The organism is Streptomyces ipomoeae 91-03, assembly GCF_000317595.1.
GTDB classification, from domain to species: domain Bacteria; phylum Actinomycetota; class Actinomycetes; order Streptomycetales; family Streptomycetaceae; genus Streptomyces; species Streptomyces ipomoeae.
This window is the reverse complement of the sequence record NZ_AEJC01000148.1, coordinates 1-14,025: the sequence shown is the minus strand read 5'-3', so window position 1 is coordinate 14,025 and position 14,025 is coordinate 1. Positions and strand designations below refer to the sequence as shown.

Genomic DNA, 14,025 nt, shown 5'->3' with positions numbered 1-14,025 from the left:
CCGCGCCACGGCTGGACTGCGCATTCCTCACCCTTGTCAGGGCATCCACGGGTGTCGAGCTGTGGGACACGGACCCGGAGCGCGTCGTGGGCGACCTCTGCGACTCGGTGGGCGACCCCGTCACCCGCGCGGAGTGGGAGCGGTGTCCACCGGGCCGTGCGTACCGTCCGCCTTGCCGCCAGGGCCCGCTCGACACCCCGGTGTCGACCGCGACGACGGGCACCGCGTCAGCTCCGCGGCGGCCCCGGCCACACCGCCGACGCGTCGTCGCGGTCGGGGTCGGGGAGGCGGAGGGGGCGGACCGGGATCGTGTGGGTCCGGTCCTCGGTGACGGCCGTCCAGGGTGCGGGGTGGCCCGAGTAGCAGAGGGTCGTCAGGGCGAAGACGTCGTCGGCGTAGACCTCGACGTACTCGCCGACCGTGAGGATGCGCAGCCGGGCGGCGGGCTCCGTGAGGACCGTCTCGTCGAGGCGGGTCCCGTCGGGGCCGGTGGCCCACAGGTGTTTGCCGTCGCAGGTGAGGGTGAGGGCCGGGTGGCCGTCGTACGGGGCGGTCGTGCGGAGGGTGATCTCGACGGGGTGGCCCGAGACCGCGATGTCGCCGACCGCGTGGAGCAGCGGTCCCTCCGTCTCCTCGCCCAGCCAGGCGTCCAGCCCCGGCCACCACTCCAGTCGCGGCGCCGAATCCCCCCGTACGACAAGGGATTTGGGCTGGGCGAGCATGCCCCGGCAGCGTTCCCCGGTGTCGGTGAGGCCGACTCGGCGGGGGGTGGTGTGCAGCACGACGCGGGAGCCGTCGGGGGCGGGGATGACGCGGGGGGCGTAGGAGCCGGTGGGGCCGAGGGGGCCGCGGCGGGTCCAGGGGCCGCGCAGACGCGGGGCGGTCCACGCCTCGAAGCCGCGCGTCGCGCCGATCGAGCCGATCAGCAGCCAGCTGCCGTCGTCGAGGCGTTCCAGGACCGGGCACTCCAACTCGTCGACGTCACCGGGGGAGATCAGCGGCGGGTGCACCGTCCAGTTCTCCAGGTCGTCGGAGGTGGCCCAGGCGACACAGCCGCTGACCTCGACGGGGAGCGAGGCGTCGGCGGCGCAGATCACCATCACCCAGCCGTCGGACTCGTCGTCGTGTACGACGAAGGGGTCGCGCCAGCCCATGCGGTCACCGGTGCGATACCAGCGGGGGTCCGCCTCGACGACGGGCCCGGTGCCGTGGCGCCGCCAGCCCGTGCCGTCGGTGCGGTCGGAGTACGCGAGGCCGACCGCCTGGAGGGGCCAGCCCTCCGGCGTGAGACCGGAGACACCCGTGTAGAACATCGCCATTCCGGCGTCGTACCGGAAGGGGTGCATCGTCCACACCGCCTGCTGGTCGAACCGCCCCGGCAGCCCGTTGCCGAACGCCGTGCCCTGTGGCCGCCAGTCGACGAGGTCCGTCGAGGTGGCCCGGCCGTACGAGGTCTCCATCCGCAGATGGTCGAACTCGGTGGTCCAGGGGCCCTGGAGGTGCAGCACCGTGTAGGTGCCGGCGTTGTCGCGGAGCAGGGCGAAGTCGTTCACGCAGAGGCCGGGCGGCGCGTATCGCATGGGCGGTTCCTGTCGGCTCACAGCGCTCAAACGTGTGCGCTGACCATCGATAACAAAGACATCACTTCGGAATCGGCCCAAGTAAAACTGAACGCAAACGCTTGCGCAACAACGAGGGCGGGTTTACGGTCACGACACCCACAGCTCACACCGACGTGAAACCGACGGGAGAAAAGCGCCGTGACGGTCAGCATCATCGATGTCGCCCGCGCCGCCGGGGTCTCGGCGTCCACCGTGTCCCGCGCACTGCGCGGCCGGCCAGGCGTCTCGGACGAGGTCCGCGCCCAGATCACGGCCGTCGCCGCGCGGCTCGGCTATACGGCGTCCCGCTCGGCGTCCAGCCTTGCCAGCGGGCGGACTTACACGATCGGGGTGGTCGCGCCGTACATCGGCCGCTGGTTCTTCGGCACGGTGCTGGACGCCGCCGAGCAGGTGTTCAGCGCCGCCGGGTACGACGTGCTGCTCTACAACCTGGGCTCGGCCGAGGCGCGCAAGCGCTTCTTCACCAAGCTGCCGGTGCGCAAGCGGGTGGACGCCGTGCTGTCGCTGCTGATCCCGGACGAGGAGGAGTCGGCCGCGCTGCGCTCGCTCGGGGTGCCGCTGGCCTCGACGGTCGGAGGCCCGCGGCCCGGCTTCACGGTGGTCGGCATCGACGACCGGGCGGGCTCGGAGAGCGCCGTACGGCATCTGGTGAACCTCGGCCACCGCCGGATCGGCATGATCGCCGGCGCGAGCGGTCCCCTGCACTGGACCACGCCCATCGACCGTCGCGCCGCCTATCTGCACGTCCTCGCCGAGGCCGGGATCGAACACGACCCGGCGCTGGTGGCGGACGGCGACTACACCGTCGACGGCGGCGAGCGGGCGATGACCGAGCTGCTGGCCGCCTCCCGGCCGCCGACCGCCGTGTTCGCGCAGTCCGACGAGATGGCGATGGGCGCGCTGCGGGCCCTCAGGCGGCACCGGCTGAGGGTCCCGGAAGACGTGTCCGTCGTCGGCTTCGACGACCACGAACTCGCCGATGTCGTCGGGCTGACCACCGTCTTCCAGCCGGTCGCCGGACAGGGCGCCGAGGCCGCCCGGTTGCTGCTCCGACAGCTCGACGAGCCGACCGCCGAGCCACCCGGGCATGTGCAGATGCCCATCCGGTTCGTCCTGCGCGAGACCACGGCCCCGCCACGTCCGCGCGGACCGCAGTAGCCGTCGTACGGCCCCCGCGGACCGCGGTAGCCGTCGGCACGGCCCACGCGGCCCGCAACAGCGGTTGTACGGCCCACGCGGCCCGTCATCCGCCCTCCCGGCGGAGCAGGCCGCCCTACGCCCCCTCCCGCAAGCCGGCGCGCGCCCCACGCAAGCCGTCGTACGCCCCCACGCCGGAACACACCACCGCACCGCACACCCTCACCTGCAGCACGGAGGCAGACATATGAACTCGACCAGCAGAAGGTTCCGCCGTACGGCCTGTACGGGCCTGGCGCTCGTCCTCCCGCTCGCGGCGCTGGCCGCCTGTGGCGGGGGCGGTGGCACCGACACCTCCGCCGAGGCCGGCAGCGGTGAGGGCACGATCAGCGTCTGGGCCCACCAGGGGCAGAAGAGCGAGTCGGAGGCGCTGCAGAACGCGGTGAAGTCCTTCAACTCCTCGCAGCAGAAGATCAAGGTCGAGCTGAAGCTGATCCCGGAGGCCGACTACACCAAGACGATCACCGCCACCGACGCCGCCGAACTGCCGGACGTCCTGGAGTTCGACGGCCCGACCATGGCGAACTTCGTCTACAACAAGAAGCTCGCCCCGATCGACGACTACGTCGCCGCCAAGACCCTCGACAACGCCACCGACGCCGACAAGGCGCAGGGCGAGATAAGCGGCAAGCACTACGGCCTCGGCATGTTCGACTCCGGGCTCGGCATGTACGGCAGCAAGAAGCTGCTGGACGCGGCCGGAGTGACGTATCCGAAGGGTGTGGACGACGCCTGGACGGCGGACGAGTTCGACGCCGCGCTCAAGGCGCTGAAGGCGAAGGACTCCGACGGCAAGGTCATCGACCTCCAGGAGGGCAACGGCTACGCCAACGAGTGGGGCACGTACGGCTTCGCCCCGATCGTCTGGTCGGCCGGCGGCTCCCTGCTCAAGGACGGCAAGGCGGAGGGCGCGCTCGACACGCCCGCCGTGGTGTCGGCCATGAAGACCTTCCAGTCCTGGAAGGCGTACACCGACCCCAACACCGACGGCAACGCCTTCGCCAAGGGCCGGGTGGCGCTGAGCTGGGTCGGCCACTGGATGTACCCGGCGTACAGCGAGGCGCTCGGCGACGACCTGGTCGTGCTGCCGCTGCCCGACTTCGGCAACGGGCCCAAGACCGGCCAGGGTTCGTGGGCCTGGGGCATCGGAGCCGACACCAAGAACGCCAAGGCCGCGGGCGCGTTCATGGACTTCCTCCTCGACGACGCCAACGTCACCGCGATGACCAAGGCCAACGGCGCCCCGCCCGCCACGAAGTCCGCGCTCGCCGCGAGCGAGCTGTACAAGCAGGGCGGCCCGCTCCAGCTCTTCGCCGACCAGCTCGCCAAGCCGTGCGGTGACAGTGACATCACCAAGTCCTGTGTGGCCGTCACCCGCCCGGTGACCGCCGGATACCCGGTGGTGACCAGCAAGTTCAGCGAGGCCGTGAACTCCGTCTACGGCGGCGCCGACCCGAAGGAGGCCCTGTCCAAGGCGGCCCGCGCCATCGACCGGGACTTCTCGGACAACGCGGGTTACGAGATCCCGTAGGACCAATCGGTGGGGAGCGGGCCCGCGGCACCCCGCACCCGCTCCCGCCGGGAACAGGACCCCCTCGTGAAAACCGTGGAACCCACGCACGCCTCGCCCTCCGGTCGGGCGCAGACCCCGCCCCTGACCTCAGTGAAGCCCACGCGTCCGTCCCGCAGAAACCGCGAATGGCTGCACGGACTGCTGATGTCCGCGCCCGCCGTGGCCGGGCTGATCGCCTTCGTCGGCATCCCCTTCTGCTACGCCGTGGTGCTCTCCTTCTACAACGTGCGCCTCGGCTCGCCGCTGGAGCCCCGCTTCTTCGGCGTGGAGCAGTACCGGCGGCTGTTCACCGACCCCGATCTGTCGGGCCCGTTCCTGCGGGCGCTGCTGAACAACCTGACCTTCGCCGTGGTCGTCGTACCGCTGCAGACGGGCCTCGCGCTGGGGCTGGCGATTCTGCTGAACCGCAAGCTGAAGGCGATCGGCCTGTTCCGGTCGCTGTTCTTCATGCCGGTGGTCTTCCCCATGGCACTGGTCGCCGTCATCTGGCGGCTGATCCTCGCCCGCAGTGACCAGGGCATGCTCAACTCCGCGCTGGACGCGGTGACGTTCGGCAACTGGGGCGCGTTCGACTGGCTCGGCGACGGCCTCACCGCGATGGCCTCGATCATCGTCCTCTCCGTCTGGCAGGGCGTCGGCTTCCAGATGGTCATCCTGCTCGCCGGGCTCCAGCAGATCCCGACCGAGCTGTACGAGGCCGCCCAGCTCGACCGGGCCTCCCGCTGGCAGCAGTTCCGGCACGTCACGCTGCCCGGCATCCGGGGCACCCTGGTGTTCGTCGCGCTGCTCACGTCCGTGCTGTCGTTCCGGGTCTTCGACCAGGTGTACGTGCTGATCCGCGGCGGCGGGCTCGACGAGGACGCCGCCCGGACGGTGATGTACGAGGCCGTGACGACCGCGTTCGACCAGAACAACATCGGCCAGGCGTCCGCGATCACGGTCGTGTTCTTCCTGATCGTCGTCGTCCTGACCCTGATCCAGCGCCGCCTCGTCCGGCCCGACAACGAGGACTGACATGAGCACGAACACGCATCCGGGCACGAACAGGCACACAGGCACAGGCCTGACCCGTACGCCCCTGCGCCGCTTCCTCGACTACGCCGTCCTCTCCGTCCTGGCGTTCGTCTTCGTTCTGCCCGTCCTCTACCTCCTCCTCGGCAGCCTCAAGCCGTCCGACGAGGTCCTGAACGGTCTGTCCGGTTTCCTGCCCACCCATCTCTCCTTCGACAACTACGCCGCCGTCCTGGACAACCTGAACTCCGACAGCACCGGCTACTTCTGGCAGTTCATGGGTGTCTCGCTGCTGCTGGCGTTCGTGGTGGTGACGGGCGGGCTGTTCGTCAACTCGATGGCTGCGTACGGGCTCTCACGGCTGCGGTGGCGGGGCAGGGAGGCCGTGTTCACGCTGGTCCTGCTGCTGATGCTGGTGCCGTTCGAGTCGGTGGCCGTGCCGCTGTTCTACATGTTCAACGACCAGCGGAACACGCTCTTCATCCAGGCGCTGCCGTTCCTCGCCAACGCCTTCTCGATCTACCAGTTCCACACGTTCTTCCGCTCGATCCCACCGAGCATCGAGGAGGCGGCCCGACTGGACGGAGCCGGGCCCTGGCGCACCTTCTTCGCGATCATCGTCCCGATGAGCAGGCCGGTCTTCGCCTCGGTGGCCATCCTGACGTTCCTCACCCAGTGGGGCTCCTTCCTCTGGCCCGTCCTGATGGTCTCCGACCCCTCGGTCCGTCCGCTCCCCCTGGAGATGAGCGTCTTCCAGGGCCAACAGCCCCCGGACTGGGGCCAGATCCTCGCCTTCGGCGTCCTGCTCATCCTGCCCGTCCTGATCGTCTTCGCCTTCTTCCAGCGGTGGTTCGTGCAGGGCGTGGCCAGCTCGGCGGTCAAGGGATGACAAGCGATCCGACCGAACCGGGGCCCGCTGAAACCGTCGTGCAGCCGTCGTGAGTCCATGCCCCCGAGCGTGCGGGGGCATGACGACGACACCGCGCCCCGCGATCCCCACGCGGGGCGTACGCAAGACGTACGGCGACGACCAGCAGCGAGTCCACGTCGACCGCCACGACCCGGCGCGCCCCACGGGGCGGTACGGGGCGGCGATCGGGGGCACCGACCAGTTCGGCGCGGTGGACACCGTGCTCACCGGCGACGAGAACCTGCTCCTCATGGCCGATCCGCATCACCTGGGCCGCAGGGGACAGCCGGCGCACCGCCGAGCCGCTGAACCGGTTGAACTCACCGACACCGCCGGGAAGTTGCCCACCCACTACTCCGGCGCCAGGAAGCGGCGAGTCGACCTCACGATGCCCCTGGTCGGGGGCAGATCGCGCGGGAACCGGTCGCGGGCGGCGTCACCGTCTCCTCGCCACCCGGTACCCAGGACCTGGAGGAGGCCGACCAGCCCGTCCGACACCCAGAATTGATACGCCGGAAGGCGGTACCCGTTCCAGCGTGACCCCACCCGCCCCACTCGTCCTACCCGAGAACGGACGTGCCGCCGCATGACCGAGCCGATCCGCTGGACCTACGCCTTCATCGACCGCCCGGCGGCGGATTTCGCCCGGGCCTGCGCATTCTGGACGGCCGTCACCGGAACGACCCTGTCCGAACCCCGAGGCGACCAGGCGGAGTTCGTGACCCTGCTCCCCAAGGACACCGACCCCTCCCTCAAGGCACAGTCCGTCACCACCGGCCCCGGCGGCGCCCACCTGGACCTGTGCGTGGAAAACGTCCCCGCCCTGATCGCCCACGCGACGGCCCTCGGCGCCGAGGTGGTCACCCCTCATTCCACCTGGGCGGTACTGCGCTCCCCCGCCGGCCAACTCTTCTGCGCGGTCACCTGGCACGGCGAATCGGTACGCCCCCCGGTGTTCGAGGGCACCCGAGTGGACCAACTCTGCCTGGACGTACCCCCCGCAGCGTTCGACACCGAGATCACCTTCTGGACCACCCTGACCGGCTGGAACTCCCACCCCGGCTCCCGCCCCGAGTTCCACGTCCTCAACCCCCCGCCCGGCCTCCCCCACCGCCTCCTCCTCCAACGCCTGAACACCCCCCGCCCCGCCTCGGCCCATCTGGACCTCTCCTGCACGAACATCCCCGACTCCCAGACCCACCACGAACACCGGGGCGCCACCTTCACCACCGCCCACCCCCACTGGACAGTCATGCAGGACCCCACAACCACCCCGTACTGCCTGACGTCCCGAGACCCAGAATCGGGACGCCTGCCACCGGGAACTGCACCGCGCCCTCAAGGGGCGCGGGGAACTGAGCGGGGTCGAAGGGGCGGCAGCCCCTGGGGATGGTGGGGGTCCCCCCGCTCGGGCGAAGTCGAGAGTGGGGGAGGGTAGGGGCGGCGGAGCGACAACCGCCCCGCCCGAGGCCACACCACGTCACATCTCCCCCCTGCCCCCGATCAGTCGCCTCCCGCCCCCTCCATGACCGGCCGAATCACCACGGGATACTCCTTGGCCCCCACAGGCACGGGACACCGCGCGACCCGGGCCGCGATCTCCGTAACACGATCCAGACTGTCGCAGTCCAGAAGCCAGTACCCGGCGAGAAGCTCCTCGCTCTCCCCATACGGCCCATCCACGATCACGGGCTCACCGTCCGCACCGACCCTGACAACCCGGGCCCGTGCCGGCTCGGCCAACCCCTGCCCGTCGATCATCTCCCCGGTCTCGGCGAGGTCGTCGTTGATCGCCCCCATGTAGGCATACATGGCCCGCAGTTCCTCCTGACTCCAGGCCGGGGAGTACTCGGACGCCTCCCCACGCATGCCTTCGTAGTCCGCCTGAGTGCCCAGGACCATCACCAGGTACTTCATCAGCCCTCTCCCAGGTCTCCCTCAAGTCTTCCCCTTGGCCTTCGCCGCGCCCTTCTCATCGACACCATGCGAACCATGTACGCCATGCGAACCATGCGTACGCCGAGCCACAGCCCGAGGCTTCTCCACAGCGCCGCCCTCAGCCACGGCGGCCTCGTCGACGTACGCCTCACACTCCGGGTTCCTGCACGGCCCCGGACCCCATACGGGCACGAACGCGCCCAGCGTCTTGTGCCGCCGCACGACCGTGGCCACAGGCTGTCCGCAAACCGGGCAGACATCTTTGTCGGTGCCCATGCCCTCAGGGTATGGCCGACGAGGTCGAGGCGCTCCCCGCCGTACGCCAGGGCCGTGGCCGCACCCGACGCCCGCCCGGGGTCAACGCTTCCGGCTGTACGTCCGCACCAGCACCCCGTTGTCGAAGCTGCGCACCTCGTCGAGCGTGAACTCGTCGACGGCGAACCCGGAGCCGAACATCGGCATGCCGGTACCCAGCACGACCGGGTACGTCTTGATGATCAGCTCGTCGATCTCACCGACCAGCGCACCCGCGACGGCCGAACCGCCGCACAGATAGATGCCCAGGTCACCGTCCTCCGCCTTGAGCTCGCGAACCCTGCCGACCAGGTCGTCCGAGATGATCTCGACGTTCGGGTCGGGCGACTCCTTCAGCGTGCGCGAGGCGACGTACTCACGCAGATGGGCGTAGGGGCTGGTGATGCCCTCCTTGAGCGCCACGTCGTAGCTGGCACGGCCCTGGATGACCGTGTCGTACTTCTGGTTCGGCACATCCTCGGTGCCGATCATCCGGCGTACGTGCGCCGGGTTGGTGTCCGGGTGCTCCACCTTGAGGTACTCGGCGTAGTCACCCACGACGAAGGGGTACATGAACGACGCGTCGCCGTCCGGGTCCCCGATGAATCCGTCGATCGAGCAGGCGATGAGGTACGTGAGCTTACGCAAACCGGTCTCTTTTCGTCGTCCGCCATGTATGAACCGCTCGATGAACCACTTCACTTATAGTACTTCAGACGTAGTGGTTGCAACGGAGCAGACGGAATCGACGGAGCAAGGAGCCCGGATGGCACGGAACCCGGAACGCAGGGCCGCCCTCTTGGACGCGGCGGTGGAGGTACTGGCGCGGGAGGGCGCGCGAGGCCTGACATTCCGCGCGGTGGACACCGAGGCCGGGGTCCCGGTGGGCACCGCGTCGAACTACTTCGCCGACCGCGACACCCTCCTCGACCAGATCGACACCCGGCTGCAGGAGCGCCTCACCCCCGACCCGGCCGTGGTCGAGGAACTGCTCAGGGCCCCGAAGGACCGCACCCTGGTCCTGGCGTTCATGCGCGATCTACTGGCCCGAGTGACCGCCGACCGCACCGGATACCTCGCCCATCTCGAACTACGCCTCGAAGCCACCCGCCGCCCGACCCTGCACGCCTCCTACACGAAGTCCGTGCGCGCGGAGCTGGATTTCGGCATGCGCTTCCACCGCGAGGCGGGCCTCCCCGGCGACGACGAAACCGTCACGGTCCTCTACCTGGCCATGCTCGGCCTCCTCCTGGAACACCTCACCCTCCCCGAGGTCCTCAACAACGCCCTCCCCGGCATCACCACCCCCGACAACCTGGTGGAGCGCATCGTGACAACGATCGTCCCCGAGCGATAACGCCACCCGACTCGCACTCCGACGGCACCCCCAGGGGCGCGGGGCCGTATCGATGTGTGCGGCTCCGCCGCGTGGGCGCGATCAACCACGAACAACCCGCACCAGCCCGACGAACCCACCCTCCCGAACTGGAAGGCGGGTCCAGGGGCGCCGGCCCCTGGGGCTGGGCGGGGTCGAAACAGAAGAACCGAACCCCGACGGGCCCCGCACACCGTGGGGATGTGCGGGACCCGCCACCAGGCCGGAGGCCCCGGCACCACGCAGGGTCAGGTCAACGCGGCACCGACGCCTCCGGGGCTTCACTGAGATCACACGGCACTGAAATCACCCGGCACCGAGATCACCCGGCCCGCTGCCGCCTCAGGCGCTGCGTCGGGTCACGAACTCGGCCAACGCGAGCAGACCCCCCGCGGCCTCCGGGTCCGGCACCGCCCGGGACAGCTCACGCATGGCCCGCGCCATACGATCGGCCGCCTGAACCTGCGCCCAGTCCCGCCCTCCGGCCCGCTCGACCGCGAGCGCCGTACGCTCCAGATCACCCTCCTCGTACGGCACCCCGTACAACTCGGCGAGCTCGACCGCCTCCGGCGTGCCGGAGGCGAGCGCGGCGACCACCGGCAGCGACTTCTTACGGACCATGAGATCCGCCCCGGCCGGTTTGCCGGTACGGTGCGGATCGCCCCAGATCCCGATCACGTCGTCGATGAGCTGGAAGGCCAGCCCGGCCTCCCGCCCGAACGCGTCGAGCGCCGCGACGTCCTCCTCATCCGCTCCCGCGTACAGCGCGCCCAGCGCACAGGCGCAGCCGAGCAGCGCGCCCGTCTTCGCCTCGGCCATGGCGAGCACCTCACCGAGGGTGACCTCCTCCGGACGGCGCCCTTCCATCTCGGTGTCGGTGTGCTGTCCCGCGCACAGCTCGACGACACAGGACGCGAGCCGCGCGGAGGCCGCCGCCGACGCCGGATGCGGGTCCTCGGCGAGCAACCGCAGTGCCAGGGCCTGCATGGCGTCCCCGGCGAGGATCGCGTCCGGGACACCGAACACGGTCCACGCGGTGGCCCGGTGCCGACGCGTGGTGTCCCGGTCCATCACGTCGTCGTGCAGCAGCGTGAAGTTGTGCACCAGTTCCACCGCGGCGGCGGCCCGTACGGCGGTGGACTCGCGCCCGCCGAAGGCCTCGACCGCGGCCAGCACCAGGGCCGGGCGTATCGCCTTGCCCGCGTTCCCCGTCGCCGGGGTGCCGTCCGCGTGCTCCCAGCCGAAGTGGTAGCGCGCGACCCGGCGCATCGAGTCGGGCAACGACTCGACCGCGCGGCGCAGCTCGGGGTCGACGGACGACCGCGCCTGCTCCAGGATCCCCGCCGCTTCCTGCCCGTCGAACGGACTCGGCGCGCCCCGGTGGACGACCCCGCCCCGGTCGCCGAAGGGACCTGACGGCGCCCCCACCGGTTCCCCGGCACCCGTCGGATCTGGAGGGATCGTGATGTGTCCCCGCCTTTCCAAGATCTCGCGTTCCAGGATCTCGCCTGTCGGAGTGCCGTTCTCCAGGGTCTCGGCCGGACTCGGGCTCTGTTGGGTCTCCGTCATGAACTCACCCATGGGATCGCCTCGGAGAGTCCGCGGACGGTGGCGGTTCCGCTGCCGTTGGGCGCCTACCCCCCGGGTGTACCCGCCCTGACGGGCGGGGACACGGCATCGGGTCGGGCAGGGTCACCGCCAGCGGCCGATCTCGACGTTCTCCAGAACGCCGAGCGCGTCGGGGACGAGGACCGCGGCCGAGTAGTAGGCCGTCACGAGGTACTTGATGATCGCCTGTTCGTTGATGCCCATGAAGCGCACGGACAGGCTCGGCTCGATCTCGTCCGGGATGTTCGCGGCCCGCAGACCGATGACGCCCTGGTCCTCCTCTCCGGTACGCATGGCGATGATCGAGCTGGTCCGGGCCTCGGTCACCGGGATCTTGTTGCACGGGTAGATCGGGACACCGCGCCAGGTCGGGATGCGGTTGCCGGCGATGTCGATGGTCTCGGGGACGAGTCCGCGCTTGTTGAGCTCACGGCCGATGGCGGAGATCGCGCGCGGGTGGGCGAGCAGCAGCTTGGTGCCCCGGCGGCGGCTGAGCAGTTCGTCCAGGTCGTCCGGGCTGGGCACGCCGTCGTGCGGCTGGAGCCGCTGGTCGTACTCGCAGTTGTGCAGGAGGCCGAACTCCCGGTTGTTGATGAGCTCGTGCTCCTGGCGTTCCTTGATCGCCTCGACGGTGAGCCGGACCTGCTGCTCGGTCTGGTTCATCGGCTGGTTGTAGAGGTCGGCCACGCGCGTGTGGATGCGCAGCACGGTCTGGGCGACGCTCAGTTCGTACTCGCGCGGCGCGGCCTCGTAGTCGACGAAGGTGTGCGGGATGTCCGGCTCACCGCTGTGACCGGCGGCGAGGTCGATCTCCTTCTCGCCGTACTTGTTGGTGCGCTGCGAGGGGATGGATCGCTGCTCCTGAAGGTGCCCGCTCAGCGACTCGGCGCGCTCCGCGACCTGTTCGACGGCCTGGCGCGACAGGACGAGCACCGTACACGCGGTGACCGCGCGGGCCGTGTACTCCCAGATGGCATCGCCGTCGAGCAGCACCTGGTCGCCGAAGTAGGCCCCGTCGGCCAACACCCCGAGAACGGCATCATCGCCGTACGGCCCGGTGCCGATCTTCTCGACCTTGCCGTGCGCGAGCAGGAACACCTCCTCCGCCCGGCTTCCGAACTCCGCCAGCACATCGCCCGGCGCGAACTCCCGCTGCTCGCACCGCTGGGCCAGCTCGCCCAGCACATCGATGTCCTCATAAGCGCGCAGGGCCGGCAACTCGCCGAGCTCCGCGGGGATGACGGCAACCTGGTCCCCGGTCTTCACAAAGGTGATGCGGCCGTCGCCGACCGCGTAGGTGAGCCGCCGGTTCACCCGGTACGTGCCGCCCTGGATGTTCACCCATGGCAGCATCCGCAGCAGCCAGCGCGAGCTGATCTCCTGCATCTGGGGCACGGACTTCGTGGTGGTGGCCAGGTTCCGGGCAGCGGCCGTACCGAGACTCTGCTGCGGCCGGTCCTGCTGCGTACGGACCTCTTCGCCTACCGACATACGGGTTCCCCTCCGGGTCTGCACTGATATCGCGGTCACCGATCTCGCGATCCAGCCTGGCACCGGGGAGCACGCTGGTGCTATTACCCGAAAGAGCGGGAATGGATCTTAGAAGACTGGGCATATCGGGGGACTTTGTCGACCTCCATCACCTCTCACCGGATCTGACCGAATCGACTCCCTCACCGCACACACATCCTGGCTCCCGCCCGGACTCAGGAGTACAAGCGGCGTACGAGGCGGCCTCGACCAGCGGCCGTCGCAGCGCGCGAAGGAGTCGGTCATGGCCCCACCCATGTCCGCGGCCAGGTTCCTCACCATCCTCAGGAACGAGGGCGTCACCGTCATCGAGGTCGGCGACTGGGAACATCACAACCGCAATCACAAGGGCCCCTGGGGACCGGTGCACGGCGTGATGATCCACCACACGGTCACCTCCGGCAGCGAGCGCACCGTCCGCATCTGCCGCGACGGTTACGAGGGCCTTCCCGGCCCGCTGTGCCATGGCGTCATCACCAAGGACGGCCGCGTCCACCTCGTCGGCTACGGCCGCGCCAACCACGCGGGCCTCGGCGACGACGATGTCCTGCGCGCCGTGATCGCCGAGAAGGCCCTCCCCCTCGACAACGAGGCCAACACCGACGGCAACCGCCACTTCTACGGTTTCGAGTGCGAGAACCTCGGCGACGGCCACGACCCCTGGCCCGAGCCCCAGCTCGACGCCATCGAAAGAGTCTCCGCCGCGGTCTGCCGCCACCACGGCTGGACGGAACGCTCCGTCATCGGCCACCTCGAATGGCAACCAGGCAAAATAGACCCCCGAGGCTTCACGATGCCACACATGAGGACCCGCGTCCGATCCCGCCTGAAGTAGCCCCCGGCGTACGCGCTGACCGGGCGTAGGCTGCGCAACTCGGCGCCACCGCGCCCACCCTCCCCCATCGCCCCAGCGACACGACTGCCCGGCTGCCCGCAAGCCAGGACGGTCATCGGGACGGCGGGTTCG

14 protein-coding genes are annotated in these 14,025 nt (G+C 69.9%); 8 read left to right on the top strand and 6 right to left on the bottom strand.

Annotation, left to right across the window (positions count from 1 at the left end):
* Positions 1 to 227 precede the first annotated feature (227 nt).
* A complete protein-coding gene (locus STRIP9103_RS09355; RefSeq protein ID WP_009306073.1) occupies positions 228 to 1,580 on the bottom strand; it encodes a glycoside hydrolase family protein in 1,353 nt (450 codons plus the stop codon).
* Between the two features lie 180 nt (positions 1,581 to 1,760).
* On the opposite strand from STRIP9103_RS09355, the gene STRIP9103_RS09350 reads away from it, so the two are divergent.
* The 6 genes from STRIP9103_RS09350 (at position 1,761) to STRIP9103_RS09325 (ending at position 7,751) form a co-directional block, all read left to right on the top strand.
* Entirely contained in the window at positions 1,761 to 2,780 is a 1,020-nt protein-coding gene (locus STRIP9103_RS09350; RefSeq protein WP_009306053.1) for a LacI family DNA-binding transcriptional regulator, read from the top strand.
* Between the two features lie 226 nt (positions 2,781 to 3,006).
* Positions 3,007 to 4,350, top strand: a complete 1,344-nt coding sequence (locus STRIP9103_RS09345) for an ABC transporter substrate-binding protein (protein WP_009306034.1) — start codon at positions 3,007 to 3,009, stop codon at positions 4,348 to 4,350.
* 66 nt (positions 4,351 to 4,416) lie between these two features.
* Positions 4,417 to 5,406 (top strand): carbohydrate ABC transporter permease, encoded by a 990-nt coding sequence (locus STRIP9103_RS09340; protein WP_009306065.1) that lies wholly within the window; start codon positions 4,417 to 4,419, stop codon positions 5,404 to 5,406.
* 1 nt (position 5,407) lies between these two features.
* Positions 5,408 to 6,292 (top strand): carbohydrate ABC transporter permease, encoded by an 885-nt coding sequence (locus tag STRIP9103_RS09335; protein ID WP_009306079.1) that lies wholly within the window; start codon positions 5,408 to 5,410, stop codon positions 6,290 to 6,292.
* Positions 6,293 to 6,371: 79 nt separating this feature from the next.
* The gene (locus STRIP9103_RS09330; protein WP_048819976.1) at positions 6,372 to 6,821 is read left to right on the top strand and encodes a P-loop NTPase family protein; all 450 of its coding nucleotides are present in this window, start codon (positions 6,372 to 6,374) and stop codon (positions 6,819 to 6,821) included.
* A gap of 78 nt (positions 6,822 to 6,899) precedes the next feature.
* Positions 6,900 to 7,751 carry a VOC family protein gene (locus STRIP9103_RS09325; protein ID WP_009306056.1) on the top strand — a complete coding sequence of 284 codons (852 nt, stop codon included), beginning with the start codon at positions 6,900 to 6,902 and terminating at the stop codon, positions 7,749 to 7,751.
* 65 nt (positions 7,752 to 7,816) lie between these two features.
* Here STRIP9103_RS09325 and STRIP9103_RS09320 read toward each other — a convergent pair whose 3' ends face one another.
* The 3 genes from STRIP9103_RS09320 to STRIP9103_RS09315 all read right to left on the bottom strand — a co-directional run bounded on the left by STRIP9103_RS09320 (position 7,817) and on the right by STRIP9103_RS09315 (position 9,193).
* Entirely contained in the window at positions 7,817 to 8,230 is a 414-nt protein-coding gene (locus STRIP9103_RS09320; RefSeq protein ID WP_009306059.1) for a YciI family protein, read from the bottom strand.
* A 21-nt stretch (positions 8,231 to 8,251) separates the two neighbouring features.
* On the bottom strand, positions 8,252 to 8,527 hold the full coding sequence (locus STRIP9103_RS51365) for a hypothetical protein (protein ID WP_078613850.1): 276 nt from the start codon (positions 8,525 to 8,527) through the stop codon (positions 8,252 to 8,254).
* Between the two features lie 81 nt (positions 8,528 to 8,608).
* Complete coding sequence (locus STRIP9103_RS09315; protein WP_048819975.1) at positions 8,609 to 9,193, bottom strand: dihydrofolate reductase family protein; 585 nt, start codon at positions 9,191 to 9,193, stop codon at positions 8,609 to 8,611.
* 118 nt (positions 9,194 to 9,311) lie between these two features.
* On the opposite strand from STRIP9103_RS09315, the gene STRIP9103_RS09310 reads away from it, so the two are divergent.
* The gene (locus STRIP9103_RS09310) at positions 9,312 to 9,902 is read left to right on the top strand and encodes a TetR/AcrR family transcriptional regulator (RefSeq protein WP_009306040.1); all 591 of its coding nucleotides are present in this window, start codon (positions 9,312 to 9,314) and stop codon (positions 9,900 to 9,902) included.
* 360 nt (positions 9,903 to 10,262) lie between these two features.
* Here the strand turns inward: STRIP9103_RS09310 and STRIP9103_RS09305 are convergent, their stop codons facing one another.
* Together STRIP9103_RS09305 and STRIP9103_RS09300 are read right to left on the bottom strand one after the other, a co-directional pair.
* On the bottom strand, positions 10,263 to 11,501 hold the full coding sequence (locus STRIP9103_RS09305) for a family 2 encapsulin nanocompartment cargo protein polyprenyl transferase (RefSeq protein WP_009306080.1): 1,239 nt from the start codon (positions 11,499 to 11,501) through the stop codon (positions 10,263 to 10,265).
* A gap of 111 nt (positions 11,502 to 11,612) precedes the next feature.
* The gene (locus STRIP9103_RS09300) at positions 11,613 to 13,019 is read right to left on the bottom strand and encodes a family 2B encapsulin nanocompartment shell protein (RefSeq protein WP_009306071.1); all 1,407 of its coding nucleotides are present in this window, start codon (positions 13,017 to 13,019) and stop codon (positions 11,613 to 11,615) included.
* Between the two features lie 283 nt (positions 13,020 to 13,302).
* Between STRIP9103_RS09300 and STRIP9103_RS09295 the strand changes: the two genes are divergently transcribed.
* Positions 13,303 to 13,893, top strand: a complete 591-nt coding sequence (locus STRIP9103_RS09295) for an N-acetylmuramoyl-L-alanine amidase (protein ID WP_009306036.1) — start codon at positions 13,303 to 13,305, stop codon at positions 13,891 to 13,893.
* The last annotated feature ends 132 nt before the right edge of the window (positions 13,894 to 14,025 follow it).

Excerpts from the sequence above, each read along its gene's own strand:
- STRIP9103_RS09345 (WP_009306034.1), top strand. The coding sequence starts at position 3,007 with ATGAACTCGACCAGCAGAAGGTTCCGCCGTACGGCCTGTACGGGCCTG.
- STRIP9103_RS09335 (WP_009306079.1), top strand. The coding sequence starts at position 5,408 with ATGAGCACGAACACGCATCCGGGCACGAACAGGCACACAGGCACAGGC.
- STRIP9103_RS51365 (WP_078613850.1), bottom strand. The coding sequence starts at position 8,527 with ATGGGCACCGACAAAGATGTCTGCCCGGTTTGCGGACAGCCTGTGGCC.
- STRIP9103_RS09355 (WP_009306073.1), bottom strand. The coding sequence starts at position 1,580 with ATGCGATACGCGCCGCCCGGCCTCTGCGTGAACGACTTCGCCCTGCTC.
- STRIP9103_RS09300 (WP_009306071.1), bottom strand. The coding sequence starts at position 13,019 with ATGTCGGTAGGCGAAGAGGTCCGTACGCAGCAGGACCGGCCGCAGCAG.
- STRIP9103_RS09310 (WP_009306040.1), top strand. The coding sequence starts at position 9,312 with ATGGCACGGAACCCGGAACGCAGGGCCGCCCTCTTGGACGCGGCGGTG.
- STRIP9103_RS09320 (WP_009306059.1), bottom strand. The coding sequence starts at position 8,230 with ATGAAGTACCTGGTGATGGTCCTGGGCACTCAGGCGGACTACGAAGGC.
- STRIP9103_RS09330 (WP_048819976.1), top strand. The coding sequence starts at position 6,372 with ATGACGACGACACCGCGCCCCGCGATCCCCACGCGGGGCGTACGCAAG.
- STRIP9103_RS09305 (WP_009306080.1), bottom strand. The coding sequence starts at position 11,501 with ATGGGTGAGTTCATGACGGAGACCCAACAGAGCCCGAGTCCGGCCGAG.
- STRIP9103_RS09325 (WP_009306056.1), top strand. The coding sequence starts at position 6,900 with ATGACCGAGCCGATCCGCTGGACCTACGCCTTCATCGACCGCCCGGCG.
- STRIP9103_RS09295 (WP_009306036.1), top strand. The coding sequence starts at position 13,303 with ATGGCCCCACCCATGTCCGCGGCCAGGTTCCTCACCATCCTCAGGAAC.